General features: G+C 43.7%; 16 protein-coding genes and 2 pseudogenes. 3 read left to right on the top strand and 15 right to left on the bottom strand.

What is annotated here, in order from left to right; all coding sequences use genetic code 11:
- Nucleotides 1-312: 312 nt before the first annotated feature.
- The 4 genes from SPSYN_RS14430 to SPSYN_RS14445 form a co-directional block, all read right to left on the bottom strand.
- On the bottom strand, nucleotides 313-1,056 hold the full coding sequence (locus SPSYN_RS14430; RefSeq protein WP_161823187.1) for a hypothetical protein: 744 nt from the start codon (nucleotides 1,054-1,056) through the stop codon (nucleotides 313-315).
- Between the two features lie 299 nt (nucleotides 1,057-1,355).
- The gene (locus SPSYN_RS14435; protein ID WP_161823188.1) at nucleotides 1,356-2,537 is read right to left on the bottom strand and encodes a MalY/PatB family protein; all 1,182 of its coding nucleotides are present in this window, start codon (nucleotides 2,535-2,537) and stop codon (nucleotides 1,356-1,358) included.
- A gap of 6 nt (nucleotides 2,538-2,543) precedes the next feature.
- Complete coding sequence (locus tag SPSYN_RS14440) at nucleotides 2,544-3,680, bottom strand: trans-sulfuration enzyme family protein (protein ID WP_161823189.1); 1,137 nt, start codon at nucleotides 3,678-3,680, stop codon at nucleotides 2,544-2,546.
- 14 nt (nucleotides 3,681-3,694) lie between these two features.
- The gene (locus tag SPSYN_RS14445) at nucleotides 3,695-3,988 is read right to left on the bottom strand and encodes an Rrf2 family transcriptional regulator (protein WP_161823190.1); all 294 of its coding nucleotides are present in this window, start codon (nucleotides 3,986-3,988) and stop codon (nucleotides 3,695-3,697) included.
- A 251-nt stretch (nucleotides 3,989-4,239) separates the two neighbouring features.
- Between SPSYN_RS14445 and cysK the strand changes: the two genes are divergently transcribed.
- Complete coding sequence (gene cysK / locus SPSYN_RS14450) at nucleotides 4,240-5,172, top strand: cysteine synthase A (protein WP_161823191.1); 933 nt, start codon at nucleotides 4,240-4,242, stop codon at nucleotides 5,170-5,172.
- A 113-nt stretch (nucleotides 5,173-5,285) separates the two neighbouring features.
- Here cysK and SPSYN_RS14455 read toward each other — a convergent pair whose 3' ends face one another.
- Nucleotides 5,286-6,482, bottom strand: coding sequence for a cysteine desulfurase family protein (locus SPSYN_RS14455; RefSeq protein WP_161823192.1), 1,197 nt, complete (start codon nucleotides 6,480-6,482; stop codon nucleotides 5,286-5,288).
- A 1,063-nt stretch (nucleotides 6,483-7,545) separates the two neighbouring features.
- Here SPSYN_RS14455 and SPSYN_RS15810 point away from each other — a divergent pair.
- On the top strand, nucleotides 7,546-7,893 hold the full coding sequence (locus tag SPSYN_RS15810; protein ID WP_202623851.1) for a hypothetical protein: 348 nt from the start codon (nucleotides 7,546-7,548) through the stop codon (nucleotides 7,891-7,893).
- A 208-nt stretch (nucleotides 7,894-8,101) separates the two neighbouring features.
- On the opposite strand, the gene SPSYN_RS14465 is transcribed toward SPSYN_RS15810, so the two are convergent.
- The 6 genes and pseudogenes from SPSYN_RS14465 to SPSYN_RS14490 form a co-directional block, all read right to left on the bottom strand.
- Nucleotides 8,102-8,722 (bottom strand): hypothetical protein, encoded by a 621-nt coding sequence (locus SPSYN_RS14465; protein ID WP_161823193.1) that lies wholly within the window; start codon nucleotides 8,720-8,722, stop codon nucleotides 8,102-8,104.
- Between the two features lie 197 nt (nucleotides 8,723-8,919).
- Nucleotides 8,920-9,363 (bottom strand): annotated as a pseudogene (locus SPSYN_RS16105) (DUF3641 domain-containing protein).
- A 262-nt stretch (nucleotides 9,364-9,625) separates the two neighbouring features.
- Entirely contained in the window at nucleotides 9,626-10,048 is a 423-nt protein-coding gene (locus tag SPSYN_RS14475; protein ID WP_161823194.1) for a C-GCAxxG-C-C family protein, read from the bottom strand.
- A gap of 20 nt (nucleotides 10,049-10,068) precedes the next feature.
- Complete coding sequence (locus tag SPSYN_RS14480) at nucleotides 10,069-11,037, bottom strand: lysylphosphatidylglycerol synthase transmembrane domain-containing protein (RefSeq protein WP_161823195.1); 969 nt, start codon at nucleotides 11,035-11,037, stop codon at nucleotides 10,069-10,071.
- Nucleotides 11,038-11,093: 56 nt separating this feature from the next.
- Nucleotides 11,094-11,795, bottom strand: a complete 702-nt coding sequence (locus tag SPSYN_RS14485) for a VTT domain-containing protein (RefSeq protein WP_161823227.1) — start codon at nucleotides 11,793-11,795, stop codon at nucleotides 11,094-11,096.
- 68 nt (nucleotides 11,796-11,863) lie between these two features.
- Entirely contained in the window at nucleotides 11,864-12,886 is a 1,023-nt protein-coding gene (locus SPSYN_RS14490) for a sulfurtransferase (RefSeq protein WP_161823196.1), read from the bottom strand.
- A gap of 496 nt (nucleotides 12,887-13,382) precedes the next feature.
- Between SPSYN_RS14490 and SPSYN_RS16110 the strand changes: the two are divergent.
- Nucleotides 13,383-13,640, top strand: a pseudogene (locus SPSYN_RS16110) (type II toxin-antitoxin system Phd/YefM family antitoxin); the annotation flags it as partial.
- 31 nt (nucleotides 13,641-13,671) lie between these two features.
- Here the strand turns inward: SPSYN_RS16110 and SPSYN_RS14500 are convergent.
- The 4 genes from SPSYN_RS14500 to SPSYN_RS14515 form a co-directional block, all read right to left on the bottom strand.
- Nucleotides 13,672-14,067, bottom strand: a complete 396-nt coding sequence (locus SPSYN_RS14500; RefSeq protein WP_161823198.1) for a DUF2200 domain-containing protein — start codon at nucleotides 14,065-14,067, stop codon at nucleotides 13,672-13,674.
- Between the two features lie 198 nt (nucleotides 14,068-14,265).
- Nucleotides 14,266-15,111: a prenyltransferase gene (locus SPSYN_RS14505; RefSeq protein WP_161823199.1), complete on the bottom strand. Its 846-nt coding sequence runs from the start codon at nucleotides 15,109-15,111 to the stop codon at nucleotides 14,266-14,268.
- A 354-nt stretch (nucleotides 15,112-15,465) separates the two neighbouring features.
- Nucleotides 15,466-16,323 carry a class I SAM-dependent methyltransferase gene (locus tag SPSYN_RS14510; RefSeq protein ID WP_161823200.1) on the bottom strand — a complete coding sequence of 286 codons (858 nt, stop codon included), beginning with the start codon at nucleotides 16,321-16,323 and terminating at the stop codon, nucleotides 15,466-15,468.
- A complete protein-coding gene (locus SPSYN_RS14515; RefSeq protein ID WP_341478895.1) occupies nucleotides 16,308-16,550 on the bottom strand; it encodes a hypothetical protein in 243 nt (80 codons plus the stop codon). Before SPSYN_RS14515 ends, SPSYN_RS14510 begins: the two co-directional genes overlap by 16 nt.
- Nucleotides 16,551-17,139 lie beyond the last annotated feature (589 nt).

Here is a 17,139-nt window from a genome sequence, read left to right on the forward strand (position 1 = left end):
TTTGGGCTTACCGGTAAAATGAAAAACAGCGAACAATAAGCCCGCTGTTTTACCGTATAAGCCGTAGCAAGCGTGGGTCGCTCCTCAGCGTTGCCCTGTTTATGCTACAGTAAAAGTATTACCAAAATTATGGATGGTTATTCCATTTACACTAAAGCATGTTCAGAACCATGTCTGGAAACCCTTTATTTATTCATTAGGCATTTTCAGTCTTCTATTTATCCACCCGTGACATCAATACTACGCACTCAACGTGGCTCGAGCACTCAATATTGATGTCTATGGGAACATATCAAGGTACTTTTATGTATATTACTCTTCTCCATCTAACTTATAGCTTGAAAATCCACTTTCTGTTTCTACATTATATAATCCATAAAAACCTAGATATTCATCCTTCAAATCATCTAGATCCACAAAGCGGGTCCAGCTTCTAAATCCTTCTGGTAATTCTTTTACTGGAGCTTCTGGTGTGTAGATCAGGATCTCTTTAGCATCATTTATTCCATTTGGTTCAGAATAAATATATTTAATACCATCTATGATTTCTTCATTTTCTACTTCTTTCTCAAGATTGATATATTCGATTAACACAGAATAAGTATAATCATTTACTTTCTTTGGTTCTGTGAATTTACCTTCAAATGTGGATGAATAAACAACTCCGTTTGGATAGTCTTCTCCAACAGTTCCCATTTCAGAATCATAATACTCCCCTGCAAAGATTCCATCTTCGTTAATAGTTAGCATCGTCTGCCAGGCACCAACTCCACTAGCAAATACAAATTGATACTTTGACAAATCCGAAAATAGAACTGTTGATTCTTCACTACTATCCTCAGTTACGGTAGGTGTAATGTCTTCTGCTACATCTGACTCATCATTCTCTGTTGTTTTATCATCTACACTTTGATTAGTCTCTATGTATACATTGTTTGAACTTTCATCCTGGCTCTGACAACCAGTAAATAATAATACTGTACTGCATGCTGCAGTTAGCAATAACATCTTAAGCTTATTTAAATTTTTTTCAAACTCTAAATATTTTTTCATCATACATTTACTCCTTGTTTTAAATATTTTCCCTTATTTCCAATGTATTCCATCAATAACATCCCTTGTATAGTAGTGCTAACATAAAAGCTGACCACTTAAGTGGTCAGTGATATAAATATTAATCGTTTGATTAGTTTTAAACGATTATTGATTCCTTCTACCGGTCCCTGGCTCCATGACTTAGTCAAGCCAGCGTAAACGGCAGGATTTATACATTTAAATAGTTAATCGGCAATTTTTTTATATCGTATAGAGCCACATGCAGGGAATTATCATGAGAATTCCCTGCTTTTAAGCAGCTATTGCTTGAAAGTCTTGATTGCCTTTTCCAGTTGCCCTAAAGCCTTTTCTAGAATTGACCTTGGGCAGGCGATGTTGATGCGCTGAAAGCCCACCCCGCCGGCACCAAAGATGGTGCCTTTATCAAGCCATAAGCCCGCTTTTTTCACGATCAGGTCCTCAAGCTGGTCCTCACTTAAATTGAGCTGGTTAAAATCAAGCCACACCAGGTAGGTGCCTTCCGGTTCTATTAGCTTGACCTGAGGTATTTTTTCGTTTAAAAAGCTCCTAAGAAAATCCAGGTTTCCGCCCAGGTAATTAATTAATTCCTCGAGCCACTTACGCCCGTTTTGGTAGGCGGCCTTGCAGGCTACCATACCCATGATACCCAGCTGGTTGTAGCCGCTTTTAGCCATCTCCTGCCTGAAGGCATGTCTTATATCCGGATTGGGGATAAATATATTGGAGACCTGCAAACCGGCCAGGTTAAAGGTTTTGCTCGGGGCGGTGCAGGTAATAGCAATCTGCGCAAACTCGGGTTTAATTTTGGCAAACACCAGGTGTTTATGGCCCGGATAGATAAAATCGGCGTGGATTTCATCGGCAACTACGGTAACACCGTACTTCAGGCATATATCACCCAGGCGAGTAAGCTCCTCCTCCGTCCAAACTCGGCCCACCGGATTATGCGGACTGCACAGGATAAATAGTTTTACCTTGTTTTCGATAATTTTGTTCTCAAAGTCCTCAAAGTTTATCGTATACCTGTTTTCCGCGTAAATCAATTGATTTACCACTAGTTTGCGCTCATTCAATAAAACAGACCCGGCAAAAGGATAGTAAACCGGCTGCTGAATGAGCACGCTATCACCCTTATGCGTCAGGGCGCGAATAGCGGTACAGATGGCATAAACAACCCCAGGCGTTTTTACCAGCCAGTCCAGAGCTACTTCCCAGGTATGGTTTTGTAAAAACCAGCTTTGCAACACTGCAAAATAATCCTGCCCGCTTTCAGAATAGCCGAAGATCCCGTGCCTGCTCTTCTCAACCAAAGCATCGATCACGAAAGGGGGCGTCCTGAAGTCCATGTCAGCCACCCAGAGCGGCAGTACATCCTCGGGCTTGCCCCGCTTTAGAGCAAAGTCATATTTTATGCAATCGGTATTTTTCCGTTCAATGATTTCGTCAAAATTATAAGGCATAGCCTATTACACCCCCAGTGCCTGTTCTAGATCCGCAATCAAATCCTCTACTGCTTCCAAGCCTACCGACAATCGCAGCAGCCGCCCGTTGATACCCTTTGCCTCCCGCTGCTCCTCCGGTACATCCGCGTGGGTTTGCATTACGGGGTAAGTTATCAAGGATTCCACACCCCCCAGGCTCTCCGCATACTGGATAAGCGCAACCCGCTCCAAAACATCCTTGACTGTCTCCTCATCCCGTACTTCAAAGGATATCATCGCGCCAAAGCCTGTGGACTGCCGCTTGGAAACCTCGTAATCTGGATGAGTAGCCAGACCCACAAAGTACACCTTTTTGACTTTGCTGTGCCGGCTGAGCCACTGCGCCAGTTGGTAGGCGTTTTCCTGCTGCCTTTCCATGCGCACGGCCAGGGTTTTAATCCCACGGATGAGCAGCCAGCTGTCAAACGGGGACAGGCAGGCGCCGGTGGTCTTATAAATAAACCTCAGGCGTTCGGCAAGCTGATCGTTGGCCACCACCAGAAAACCGGCAAGGGTGTCGTTGTGCCCGCCTAGATATTTGGTGCCGCTGTGGATCACTATGTCCGCGCCGAGCTCGATGGGCTTCTGAAAGTAAGGGGTTAAAAAAGTGTTGTCTACGATGAGCAATAGATTCCTGCTTTTTGCTATGCGCGATACCAGCGCGATATCCGTCACCTGCATCATTGGGTTGGTGGGTGTTTCAATAAATAGCGCTTTGGTCTGTGGCCTAATATAAGATTCAATTTGCGAGACATCTGATGTATTTACCAAATCGAAGGTAAGGCCGTTTTTGGCCGAGATGTTGTAGAACAACCGGTGTGAACCCCCATATAAATCGTCGGAGGCGATGATATGGTCTCCCGGTGAAAACATCTCCATAAGCGCGGTAATAGCGGCCATACCGGAGGAAAAGGCCATTGCATCAAACCCGCTTTCCAGCCTGGCTATCGTTTTTTCTAGATGCTCTCTCGTGGGGTTTTGTACCCGTGAATAATCGTAGCCGGTGCTCTGTCCCACTCCCGGGTGCGCAAAAGTCGCCGTTTGAAAGATTGGGACAATGATCGAGCCGGTGTCGTCATATTTAACCTCATTGCCGTGGATGCATAAAGTTTTAAAATCCATAATCAGCCTCCCATCTATATATAATACATATATCCACTATCTGTTTTATGCTTTTGAGCTTCAGTTACCAAATCCTCCAGCGTAATGTTTTCCATTACGTTTTTCAAGGTGTCGTTTATTTTTTTAAAAGCAGCCAGTCGCATAGCCTCTTCGATTTCCGGAGCCTTTTCTAAAACAGTTTCTTCCGTAGGTTCAATAAGCGAAAGTTCGACGGCTGATAAAACATCCAGCAAGGTAATCTGCCGAGGCATTCGGGCCAGCTGATACCCGGCTGCAAGCGCATAACGCCCTTTGGCAGATATTCTCATATGCTTGCCTCTATTTCATACTTGATGTATATGTATTAAATGATATGTAATTATCACGCCTTTGTCAATAACTTTAGTACAGGACACTATATGTCATTCTTAACAAAGTGAATTCCTTAGTTCCTTCACTAACGCTCAGGATGACATTTCCCATAACTTATTTTCAGGATAGGCTATTGTCAAAGCAAGAGATTAGTTATATGATATAACATATAAAATATATATGAATTGTTTGTATTGGAGGTTGCATTATGTCAAAAGTTTATAAAAGTTTAACCGATCTCATAGGGAATACTCCTATACTGGAACTTACCAACTATGAGAAAAAACATGCTCTGAAGGCTTCCATTCTAGCCAAGCTGGAGTACTTTAATCCTGCGGGCAGTGTCAAGGACAGGATCGCCAAGGCCATGATTGATGACGCGGAGGCCAAGGGTTTACTTAAACCCGGTTCAGTGATCATTGAGCCGACCAGTGGGAACACGGGCATTGGCCTTGCCTCAGTCGCAGCGGCCAGAGGCTACAGAATTATCCTAACCATGCCCGATACAATGAGTATCGAACGTAGAAATCTGCTTAAAGCGTACGGCGCCGAGCTCGTCCTTACGGAGGGCGCCAAGGGCATGAAAGGCGCAATCGCCAGGGCCGACGAACTGGCACAGGAAATTCCGAACGCTTTTATCCCCGGACAATTCGTTAACCCGGCCAACCCTAAGGTACACAGGGAAACAACCGGGCCGGAAATCTGGGCAGATACCGATGGAAAGGTTGATATTTTTGTTGCCGGTATTGGTACTGGGGGAACGATAACGGGAGCCGGCGAATTTTTAAAAGCCCAAAATCCCAACATTAAGATTATCGCTGTTGAGCCTTTTGACTCTCCGGTATTGTCCGAAGGCCGGTCGGGTGCCCACAAGATACAGGGTATCGGAGCGGGCTTTATACCCGATGTTTTAAATACGTCAATTTACGATGAGATAATTAGGGTGAAAAACGAAGACGCTTTTACCATTGGCCAAGAGCTTTCCAAAACAGGAGGCCTACTAGTCGGCATTTCATCTGGAGCCGCGGCCTGGGCGGCGACAGAGCTTGCCAAAAAGCCCGAAAACGCGGGCAAGACCATTGTCGTACTCCTGCCGGACACAGGCGAAAGATACCTGTCAACCCCTCTTTTTGACGAATGAATATAGTAAATTTAAACCCGACCTGACAATATTGTGCAGCGGCGCTCTTCATATCAGGCCGGGTTTATTTATTTCTATCCCATCTAGGCGACCAACCGTGTTTAGAGAATAAATTAAATACCCTTTGGTAAGCCACAAGATTTAAAGTATTCTATTGTCTCATCTGGATTTTCGATTATTGAACCCATGACAGCTAAGAAGCGATCTACGTCATCGTTACTATTACCGGCGCCCAAAGTCAGGCGCAAGGAGCCATAAGCTTCGGCAGGTGGAACCCCCATTGCCAGCAGAACATGTGAAGGCTCCATGGAACCTGAAGTGCAGGCAGAGCCGGTGGAAGCTGCGATATTTTGCGCATCTAGCTGGAACTGTAATTCTTCACCCTCCATGTCCTCGAATAAGAAGCTGGCATGGTTAGGTAGTCGTTGATACGGATGCCCGGTCAATTTGACGCCTTTGAAATTGCTGGTTAGTTCCTTAATTAATTTGTCACGTAAAATGCTTAACCGCTTGCTTTCTTGCTCCATATTTTCCATAATCAGTTCAACTGCTTTGCCCAGACCGACAATCCCGGGGACATTTTCAGTGCCGGCCCTACGCAGCCGCTCCTGAGCACCGCCGTGCAGAAGAGATTGCTTCCAGCCGGCGCCGGTGCGGATATACAGTGCGCCTGTGCCTTTAGGCCCGTATATTTTATGCCCGGAAATAGTTAATAGATCTACCCTCAGCTCATCCACGTTCACCGGAATCTTACCAAAGCTTTGGACAGCGTCTACATGAAAAGTTATGCCGCGTTTTTGGGCAAGCTTGCCAATTTCGGCAATGGGCATGATGGTGCCAACTTCGTTATTAGCGTGCATAATGGTAATCAGGATAGTTTGATCAGTTATTGCTTCCGCCACATCCCTTACGTCCACCATACCGTACTGATCAACCGGTAGGATCGTAATTTTAAAGCCCTGCTGACCCAGAGCCTTCACTGTATTTAACACTGCATGGTGCTCCACCGCGCTGGTGATAATATGGTTGCCCCGGCTTCGGTTGGCGTAGGCTGCCCCATGAATAGCCAGGTTGTCTGATTCCGTGCCACCGCTGGTAAAAACAATTTCACCGGGCTGGCTAGGATTGGCGCCTATAGCCAGTGCGATGTTATTCCGTGCCCCTTCGATAGCCTCTCTCGCCATGCGTCCGAAGCGATAAAGGCTGGAGGGGTTGCCAAAATTATCCCCAGTCAAGAAGTTATACATTTCATCGGCCACCACAGGGTTGACCGGGGTAGTAGCGCTGTGGTCAAAATAAATTACACGCATCTAATTACCTTCCCCTTTTTTACTAATCTACTGGACATCCAATTAAAACATATAACATTAACTTGTGATCTTAGAGAACGTCACAGCTTGGAAATATTATATGCTGCAATAGCATAATAGGGTATTCGAGTTACTAGTAATTATACAATTTCTATTGACATTATAGGAAATTATTATTATTTTAATATTATTTATCATATAAGACAGATATAAAAAAACAAGAGACAGGAAGTTTGTACTGAGCAGAAATTATAAATATTTGAGACCCTGCAGGTAGGACAGACAATGTGTCATTGGTCAGACAATCAGATTAATTGATATTCTTGAATTCATAGATGCTGTTTTCTTAACCATTTTACCAATATCAATTGCTTCTCTAATTTCCTCACTGTCAGCACCTGCCGCACTGGCATTGCTATAATGTGTTTTTAATCAGGGTTGGCAATTAGCGGCTATACTTGCACTGATAGCTATAAGTTCTTTTAATGATCAAGACTGCCGCAAGTATATTTTTTTTGCCTAACAGTTTCATGCAACAGCCCGCCAAAAAATTATCACCACCTTACTAATTACTTAACACCATCCGGTAAGAACAAGGGTGCTTATTAGCAAAGCCTTATCTATACACCTTAGACCGGTTGGCAGATGCTTGTCTGCATCTGCCATAATTACTCCAGTACTAAAACATATACTAAGGATTTTTGTTTATAATTAGAAGCTACTCTTTTTTAGCTTATATAAAAATAGCTTATCAATCAAATTTAAAATTTTTCTTAATCCGCCCTATTTATAAACATTTTTTATTCTTATTAAAGAAATGTTTTATTGACTTCGTTATCAATTTCAAATATAGTAAAAATATACAAAGACTATTGCTATCAACACTTATTTGTGCTTGTAAATTCAATCTATCTATCTAAACATACGGTCACTCCAGTACTGAAGCGGCGCGCTCACCCCCCATAATATGTAGTTTACTGCTATCCCGGTGCCTTAGATTAATAAAAAGTAGCTCGAGCCAACACATTTCAATACGTTTTGTGCCTTGAACGAAGCGAAAGGAATGAGTATAAACATGAAAGAAGTCATTGTCACGGTATTCGGAACTAACGCGCCTGTGATGTCATCCTGCTGCTGTGGGCCATCCTGTAATGATGGCTGCTGCGGCTCCACCAAGACGATGCAAGAGGAAGCCGATTCTTTAAAAGAAGCTTTGGTGCAAGAATTTGGTGAAATAATCTCCTTTAGCTATATCGATGTGGAAAGCAGTGAGATGAATAATTTCCCAGAGATCGCGAAAATCATGAATCGGGTCAAGCTCCCCTTGATTACCCTGAACGGCGAGCCCCGCTTCCACGGTGGTATTTCCAGCGGTATGGTCTCTGAGGCAGTGAGTGATCTGGCCAAATAATCTCCTCATGAGGACCCGGCATTGAAATCCTGAACTAGCGTACCCAAGACTTAATTTTACCCCATAGCTATAATTTGCTCCCCTTAAAGCAGATAGGTTAATAAATAATACCCTGCTGCTCGAAGGGGCTACTTTTTGTACGCATAGGCGGCTGTGTCGAAAAACCAACGATGATGTCCGGATCAAGTTTAGTTTATCTTGGTTTGGATCAACAGAACTTCGACGGCCCCTCAAGCACCTGCCAGCCGGCATCAACGAGCATATCCCTGCAGCGGGCCACATTATAACCACGGCTGGCCTCAGTATTATTCACCACATCGCGCGGGTTGCTGCCCGCTTCGGCCCAGAGTAAATTAGCCCCGGACACCGCTCCCAGCACGTTCGGCTCGTGGGTACAGTTGCCCGGCACTTCTCTACTTGTAGCCAGGCGGACTACCGCCACAATCAGGGCTATGCGTGTCTCGCCAAGCATACCGTATTTGTCTAGGGCAGTCCCCGGCAGCGTCACGCGGCGCATCGCTCCGCTAAAGCCAGGTCTGGCCTCCCTGGCAATGATAATTATCTCGATGATTTCCTCCATGCTGTGCTCAGGCCCAATCGGCTCTACACAGGTTCCTACACCAAGCCCCGCCCGTCTGGCCGCCTCCATGGTCTGCAGCCTCTTCTCCAGATTAATGCGGGTCACTTCACCCTCGCCCAAACGGGCGGCGTGATAGACCCCGGTGAAACCTGCCTGCCGCAAGCTGACTGCCTGCTCATAATTAAAATCAGCCATATTGGCAATCAGCGGTATAGCAGTACGGAGCTCCCGCCGGACCTGCTGCCCCATTTCCAGAAAGAGCTGAAAGCTTTACTGGGCGGTGGCCATCAGGTAAATGGCATTAGCCCCTGCCTGCTCCAGGTCGAGGGACTGCTCAATCACCCGTTCCAGGGGCTCTACATACTACTCCTTAAAGATTTTGGATTTACATTTGACGTCTGGCATGTTCGTCTAACCGGCAGATAAACTGGGCTGTTTATTGCACCCTATGTGGTTTCTCCGCAACAGCTTGATCCGTGGCCTGCCGTGCAGGCATAACAATGGTTGCCTAAACAAATTTTGCGTCTTTGAATAGGATATTCTTTCAGCATACTGATATGATCCGGTCCTTCCACCGTCCATCCAAAGGCCTGGTTATAATCACAGTCATAAAGCCTGCCGGTCCCAGTCTACTGAAAGCTGGTCTCTACACTCATATACGGCAAAGCATCCGCATTAAAACTGTTAGAAAGCTTGGTCATGTACCTCTCTAGATCATTGCTGCGATGGAGAAATAATCGGAATCGGCCAACGGGATTGTTAGTGATAGTAAACAAATGATTGAAGACAATGTCATGTTGTTCCTGCAGTTTTCTTTTATATTCTGCCTCCAATGCCGCTTGAGAGGGAGGTAAAAAAGCACCTCCTGGATTGTAAACAAGATTGACCACCAGATTTTCTTTTTTACCATATCCCAACTTGTTTAATTCCTACAGCATGAAAACGCTTTCTTCAAACACACCTTCGCCCCGCTGCCTATTAACGTCCTTGGCGTTATAATAAGGCAGGGAGCAGACAATCTCCACATTGCGCCGAGCGTAAATTCCGGCAAATGCCTATACTGTTTTTCCTGCCAAATCACCAGGTTGGAGCGTACAACTACCTTACGCCCCAAAGCTGAAGCCTCTTGCACCAGCCATTCAAAATGAGGATTTATCTCCGGGGATCCCCACCAATTTCCGTAATAAAATCATATAAGATACCTGCCGTCTCGGCGGTAATCCGCCGGCAGCCTTTCTGAGTGGTTCTTTCAAGCAGTCCTTGTTTTTTCCGGAGAACACGGCAGCAGGAAGAGCCGAAAGTCTTTACAAAGGCATCATGGAGGGCTTTGGCATGTTCCTTTTGATATGGGATGCCCTTCTTTTTAAGTAACAGTCCTAAAGTCATCTCCATGCCTACCAGGGCGCCGCAGGAACACCCGCTGGCCATCCCTTCTCGCATAAAAAAAGCGGCATCGATCACATCCCGGCTGATTTCCAGATGCCACACATCATTGGCCGCCATCAATACGCCCTGGCAGCAATTGTTACCCTGAGCAAAGTAAGAACCCGCCTTCTCTTTAATCAACTCTTTCAATTAATTAACCTCCCAGTTAGTTAAGCTTCCGCTTGGAACAGCTGGCCTTTCAGGTTCTGTTCGTTTCTGAACCAGAGCCAGCCTCCCCACAAGCTGGAAATGGTCACTATCAAGGCAAAAACAACGGAAACGGCTATTGCCTCCGCCCGGTTCACGCCGAAATAGGCAAATAAGGCGGCATAAGCACCCTCTCGAGTACCGTAACCATTGATGCCGATAGGGATCATGGCCGCCACGGACGTAGCAGGAATGATCAAGCAGGCTTCCAGCAAAGCGATCCGATCCACACAGAAGGCATGAAGAATACTGATATTCACCATGACCACACAAAATTGGAAGATTACGGACCAAAGGAGGGACATGAATATCAAGCCCTTTTGGCTACGCAGCCTGCTGCCATGGGTATTTAAACCATTTAACAAAGCCGTCACCTTGGGAAAACCTGCAAAAAGCCGGCTCATCAACAGAGAAAGGGGGGAAAGGATTAGCACCAGTACAAACAGACTGCCTAAAATCATGGCTATGAAGAACGCCTTTAAATAGGGCACCTGTATCTGTACCAGAGGTGCGGCCAGGAGTCCCAAAAAGGACAGACCGACAGTAGCCAGCACCCTTTCCACAACCACGGAAGTGCCCGTGCCGGTTGCATCGCCGGTATATCTGCCGGCCCAGTAAATCCTAAGGGCATCTCCGCCGATGCTGGAGGGCATAAAATTATTGAAAAACAAACCGCACCAATAGATTTTCCACAATTCCTTCAACTCACATTTTAATCCGGAGGCCCGGCAGATCAGTTGCCATTTGTAAGCGCTAACCAGTACGGAAATGATAACAAAAAGGAAGGCCAGGAGCAACCAGGATAACCGGGCATTGCGGAGCAGGTTTGCTATCTGACCCCACTCGATGGTTTTAACCAGCCAGGCCATCAGGATTACTGAAACGATGGTCTTCAATAAAATTTTAATCCGTTCTTTGCCTTGCGGGCTCATGCTTTCACCCCTTTAACACCCTTACTTCCTGTTGAACAATGATTTTTAACCATACTCTATGCACTCTCTGAAACTGAATTTTTCTTGTCACCCATGACCTTTTTAATTAGTACGAAGAGAGCACTAAGGGCGAATAAAATCAACAGTCCTGTGACAAAGGTTTTGGCGCCTCCCGTCAGCATTCCACCCACATAGGAGTAAATAATGGTTGCCGGCAGCTGCCCCAAACCCGTAGCCAGAAAAAACGACCAGAATCGCATCGACGTCAGGCCTGCCGCATAGCTTACTATGTCAAAGGAGATAAAGGGCAGAAGTCTTGCAATTAATATGGCATAATTTCCGTATTTCTCAAAAAATTCATCTACACTGGCCAATGCTGATTTGGTGGTGAGCTTTTCAACAAAATCTCTGCCCAGATATTTAGCGATGAAGAAGCAAAGGGCTGCTCCTGCCATGGCACTGGACCAGGATAGGAGCGCACCATTGACCCAACCAAATAGACCTGCATTAGCAAAGGTTATGACAAATGCCGGCAGTGGCGCAATTAGTGACTGAAGTGTCATGAGTAAGAAGGATGCCACTGGAGCCCATATGCCAAAGCCCAATATATAATCCTTTACCTTATCCACATTTAAATCTTTTAACACTAACACGGCATCGTTGATACCAGATTTTAGGCCTGGGATAAAAAAGTAAGCTGCTATAACAACGATAATGGATATTAATTTCCCCTGGTTGCTCTTGAAAAACTTTTTGATTAGATCACCTTCTAAAAATTATCATATAGAAAATACTTGGCTGTATCATTATAGTCCTTGGGCAGGTCTTACTTTATTTCTTTGTATACTTCGGTATCTATTTCTTGTCCGGTTCCTACCCATTCACTGAAGCTGTTATTGTAATTCCTGGCTTTTTCGTATCCGGCTATCTGCAAGGCCATGGTCGCAAATCCTGAACGAATACCACCCGTGCAGTATAAAATAACTTCATCCTGAGGCATATAACCAACTGACTCAACCCGGCCTCTGATTTGGGCTGGGCTTTGCAGTGTCCCATCCGCATTATAAAAGTCTTTGAACCAAATATGCTGCACACCCGGGATACGACCTGGTTGCTTTTCACCATATACCTTGGTACCGGCATACTCTTCATCTTCTCTGACATCAAGAATGTTGACTTTTCCCAATTTACCTTTCAGGTAATCCAGGCTTGCAAATAATTCTGGATTTGGATTCGGTTCAGGTCCCGTAACTGCTTTAACCACCGCTGTATCTTTGGTTACCCCACCACCCGCTGCGGTCCAGGCCTTGATCCCACCGTTTAAGATAAAGGTGTTTTCCAAACCGAATACTCTAAAAGTCCATAACTGCCTGCCCTCTTCACCCCAACCTACTAAAGGATCATTATAGATAACCACCGGTTTTGTGCCATCTATTCCCAGAGCCCCGAATTTTTCTTTTAAAACTTCATTGGGTAAAATTTGAGCCCAACCTTTTTCACCTTGTTTAACCTGAACATTTGACCAATCCCTCCAGTGCGCCTGAACTGCGCCTGGTAAATGTCCTTTGTCATATTCTTCTTTTGTCCGGGCGTCAAGCACCACTACATTCTTATAATTTGCTTTCAACTTTTCTACTGAATAAACATAGCTGTCGAAACGTTCCTGGTCTCCTGCTAGTTCCTTGCCCTCTATAGGAGCAAGGGGTGCTGCCTCCGCGCTAGTTCTGATAACCCTTTCCCCGTCTGAGATTACTTCCTCTTTTACTGAATTTGATGTTGCACATCCCGCAAGAATACCTAACAGCAACGCTACTACAATGATAAGACCAATAATCCTCAACCTTTTCATGCCAACCTCCTCATCTCATACTAAACTTATATATATTATATGATTAATTATATAGTCAGGTAACGCAACTGTCAACAATTAATTGCTATATTTATTATCTGTTTACTAGGATTTGATCGATTGGTAAAACGTTCTGTAGAGTTATCTGTTGGGGTTATTCGGGTAGCTGATATCCCTTATCATAAGGTAATTATCAGCTATACATTTGGCCACAAGCGAATAACATCCTTATGGCTGTATATTCTCAGATTAATATCCTTATTACATATGTGTAATGTATGTATTAAAAAATATATAAAAGAAAAAGCGCGCTCTGTGTTGTGCGCGCGCTATTACCAGAAGTTAGATTTGTCTCAGTATTATTAACCACATCATGCCGTTAATAATCTTAATTGTTATATCTTGTCTACATTAAAAAAACTCATTAAATGTTCTGCTTACCTATCTAAAGAAATTCGGATATGATATCTTTAGATTAAGCGAGGAGGCTATTCCTGTGCCAAATATAAAATCCAGTACAGACCTGAGAAATAATTATAACGATATCTCCAAGTTTTGCCACGAAAGCCGCGAACCTGTCTTTATCACTAAAAATGGACAGGGCGATCTGGTGGTGATGAGTATTGAAACATATGAAATGCTTAGTGGCAAGCTCGACCTCTACCATTTGCTTGACGAGGGCCGGACGGCTGCAAAAGAAGGCCGGAAGCGTCCGTTTTCTGCTGCAATGAAAGATATCTGTCACACTGTTACTTCCTGGGCATTTATTCATGCAACCTTTTTTTTCAAACTCTACCATGTTTCTTTGTTGACACAAAAGAACCGTCCCCTTGTGTTCTCAATATCTTTTCCATCGGCTTGCCTTTTGCCAATTCATCAACCAATTTGTCAAGCCACCTGATCTTCTGCATAAGAGGGTCCTTGATATCCTCGACGCGATGCCCGCAAATCACGCCTGAAATTTTGGCGGAGTTCGGATTTATCTGCGGAGCTTCGTTAAAGAAGGTTTCGTAATCGATATTCTTCATAATTTGCGCTTGCAAACCAGATTCGTCATACCCCGTCAGCCAATAAATCACAGCATCAACCTCGGATTTGGTGCGCCCTTTGCGCTCCGCCTTTTGGACGAGTAGCGGGTAGACTCTGGAAAACGCCATCTTGTACACGCGCTCGTTTGTCATAAAGTATCACTCCCTATCCTTCTCGCTTTTTTCTCTCCACTGCACGATGTTAGTGATGAGTTCTAATCATTTTAACCTGGCCCTGCTGTTCGTTATCTTTATGATATTCAATGATTAACTCTAATAAATTCATTATAATTCTCCTGGTAAAAATATCTTATGTACCTACCTTCTCCGCTTGTATATTTGTCTATAGCTTCACACCAATCTGTTTATTTGAAGGTTTTGTAAAATTTCATGATAGCGTTTTGTTGCCAGCATACTTGTTTTACCCTTTTTACAAAAAGAAAGCGCCGCCAGCTTAGGAACTACACGCTCAACCACAATCTGCCCATCCACCGTTTTCGAATCCAATGCAGCCAAGGCTTCGAGAAACCGTTTATCCTCCTTTGCCCGGTTATAAAAGGATAAAACATAGACATACATAAAAAGGTTGTAGTTTCGGAAGGGATATTCTACCTGCATAAATAATGTGCCAATTCCATAATGACATGGCCCGATGGGTTTCCGAATCCTCCAATGTTCCAGCAAAAATTCCACGGCCATGTCAAGTGCAGGCTCTTTGTTACAATAATTGCTAAAACGGAAAGCATTCAGAGCAGTGAGGGTTGGGAGGGGGTTTGAATACTCTGTTTCTGGACCCCGGCCAAAGCTGAATTTATTACAGCGCCACCCGCCATCTACATATTGGATATTTAAAAGATGCTGGAAAGTTTTTTGAAGTCTGGCATCTGAAGCAAATCCCATGTGGCAAAGCGTATTTGCAGCATGGATTGTTTGACATGGATAAATAGAGCCTTTGGGATACAACTTAAAACATCCGTTCTCCTGCCAAGTACTGAATATTAACTCAGCGCTTTCTTTCAATATCGATTCCGTGGGTTCCATGCCCAATTCCAATAAGTACATTACGCTCTCTAAAGTCGAAAAAGGCGCACCTTTTATTAATCGCTTATCCGGCGTCGTCCAAAGATCAGCTCCGTTATCATGTTTATGTGATAATATAACTTCAATATCGGATGCATATTGCTTATCCACAGTCATTTTTCTTCATCTCCCGACTAAACAATTACCGCTCCATCCAACCTGCTCTCACAACCTCAGTTTTTCAAAAAACATCTAATCTGCTCTGTCAGCAAGCGCCACATCTAATCCGTTCTGTCGCAGGCAAAACGTCTTTTTAAACTTGTTCCCGCGAAGCGATATTTCATAATTTTCAACCTCTGGTTTCTCAGTACCAAATCTCCCAAACCCCATATTACAAGGTCCACACTTACTTATCAACCCTTGACATCTGGACGATGCACTCAACGTGGCATGAGAGGATAGCATTGTGTCTGGCACTGTTTATGGAACCTTCTGTTCATAAAACATATCGAAGCTCGATTATCGTATTTGTTACTTTCTACATACGGCGCAAACGATAGGACTTTCATCCGTTAGATTTGCCCCAGTAACGTCGCCGTATAGAATAACTGAAGCGAAACTCGCATTCAGTAGAGTCTTTTTAAGTTCTTGTGGTTCAAATCCGTGATTCCAAATGTTATATGTTGCACAATCTTCAGCCGTAATAATTGTATATTGCTCCAAGTAGTTCTGATTCGGGTAGGATGCGTTGCGCTTAATGTTTATATAAGAATCTGCCCGCCAGAATCCACCATTTTCATATTCAACCGTCAATGAATCAGTGAATTCTTTATATTGATTTGATGTGAAAGCATCCACAACAAATAAACCGCCATGTTTTAAGCCACGGTATATTTTTTTGAGTAAGGCCATCCGATTTTCAGGTGAAAGTACACCAAAATCACAGTAGATAAGGATAGCTAAATCGTATTCCTTGTCATAGTCAATCGTTAGATAGTCTTGATATATGAATTCATTCTTTTCGCCACCATAATTCTCACTTGCATAAGCAATCGAGCGTTGCGAGAAATCAATTCCTGTGGTACTAAACCCCTTATCAGCAAAACGCTTGGCATACAGTCCCGGACCACAACCTAAATCTAGAATTTTTCCGTCTTGTTTCCCAAGTAAAGAAACAATCCAGTCTACCGAGCGATCCATGAATTCATAAGTCCTGGAGGCACTTTCTACATCAGGGTTTAAATGTAGTGCTAACATTGATTTTGAAATATATTCATCATCCCAGAATGGAATACCGGTTGTCTCATATGCAATTGGTTTATTTCCGATTGTTTCAACTATTTTTTTATACGGTACAGTGAGGTCAATGTTCTTTATTCTTTTATCCAATTATTACAACTTCCTTCCCTGCAGAATAATATAAGGATATTCACTGTATTATAGAATGGCTGTGAATATAAAATTCTTCCTGACCTGGCTGGTATTTTTTCTCCAGGCTTTCCAAACCCTCGTCCAAGCAACTCAGCTTCTTGTTCATCTATCTCAAATACAGGTCTTTGATAATAAACCCATTTTCTTCCGTCCAAGACATATGGTTTGAGTTCTTTTACGATCATTGCCGACGGATATGTCCCATTTTCAAGACAGACATTGTACTTTTTGCAACTCTGAAACGGCGGCTTACACAATTATTCGGGTTTCCTTGAGCGACAGACGCTACTGGGCTGCTTCAACACCACAACCCCAATGTACTAACAGTTTATCACAAACAACAGAAACCAGGTATTTACCTGGTTTTCACCTGCTGCTACAAGGGTGTTTTTACAATCAGATAATCGGATGTTTCAAGATGTTTTAAAGGCACTCGTTGTTATTTATTTAATAAGAGAAGTGCCTTTGCTTTATCAATTACCAGCTAAAGGGATCAGTCTTTACATGGTAGAGCCCTGTTACACTCTTCACTCTTGAGCTCCTGGGCATTTATTCACGCACCCTTTTTTCAAACTCTACCATGTTCCTTTGTTGACACAAAGGAACCGTCCCCTTGTGTTTTTATTGCATAAAACTGGTTTTACATGTAATATAATCATGGACAATTAATGAACACTCTGTTTATTAAGTGAGTATATTAGCAGAGGTTGTTTGCGTATGGTAGATAACACAATGGATAAACGAGTTATTCGAACGAAACGTTTGATCAGAAAT

Source organism: Sporotomaculum syntrophicum, from assembly GCF_009932395.1.
GTDB lineage: Bacteria > Bacillota > Desulfotomaculia > Desulfotomaculales > Desulfallaceae > Sporotomaculum > Sporotomaculum syntrophicum.

Bases quoted from the DNA above. Each gene is read 5' to 3' on its own strand.
- SPSYN_RS14430 (WP_161823187.1), bottom strand. From the start codon at position 1,056: ATGATGAAAAAATATTTAGAGTTTGAAAAAAATTTAAATAAGCTTAAG.
- SPSYN_RS14435 (WP_161823188.1), bottom strand. From the start codon at position 2,537: ATGCCTTATAATTTTGACGAAATCATTGAACGGAAAAATACCGATTGC.
- SPSYN_RS14440 (WP_161823189.1), bottom strand. From the start codon at position 3,680: ATGGATTTTAAAACTTTATGCATCCACGGCAATGAGGTTAAATATGAC.
- SPSYN_RS14445 (WP_161823190.1), bottom strand. From the start codon at position 3,988: ATGAGAATATCTGCCAAAGGGCGTTATGCGCTTGCAGCCGGGTATCAG.
- cysK (WP_161823191.1), top strand. From the start codon at position 4,240: ATGTCAAAAGTTTATAAAAGTTTAACCGATCTCATAGGGAATACTCCT.
- SPSYN_RS14455 (WP_161823192.1), bottom strand. From the start codon at position 6,482: ATGCGTGTAATTTATTTTGACCACAGCGCTACTACCCCGGTCAACCCT.
- SPSYN_RS15810 (WP_202623851.1), top strand. From the start codon at position 7,546: ATGAGTATAAACATGAAAGAAGTCATTGTCACGGTATTCGGAACTAAC.
- SPSYN_RS14465 (WP_161823193.1), bottom strand. From the start codon at position 8,722: ATGGGGCAGCAGGTCCGGCGGGAGCTCCGTACTGCTATACCGCTGATT.
- SPSYN_RS14480 (WP_161823195.1), bottom strand. From the start codon at position 11,037: ATGAGCCCGCAAGGCAAAGAACGGATTAAAATTTTATTGAAGACCATC.
- SPSYN_RS14490 (WP_161823196.1), bottom strand. From the start codon at position 12,886: ATGAAAAGGTTGAGGATTATTGGTCTTATCATTGTAGTAGCGTTGCTG.
- SPSYN_RS14500 (WP_161823198.1), bottom strand. From the start codon at position 14,067: ATGACAAACGAGCGCGTGTACAAGATGGCGTTTTCCAGAGTCTACCCG.
- SPSYN_RS14505 (WP_161823199.1), bottom strand. From the start codon at position 15,111: ATGACTGTGGATAAGCAATATGCATCCGATATTGAAGTTATATTATCA.
- SPSYN_RS14515 (WP_341478895.1), bottom strand. From the start codon at position 16,550: ATGATCGTAAAAGAACTCAAACCATATGTCTTGGACGGAAGAAAATGG.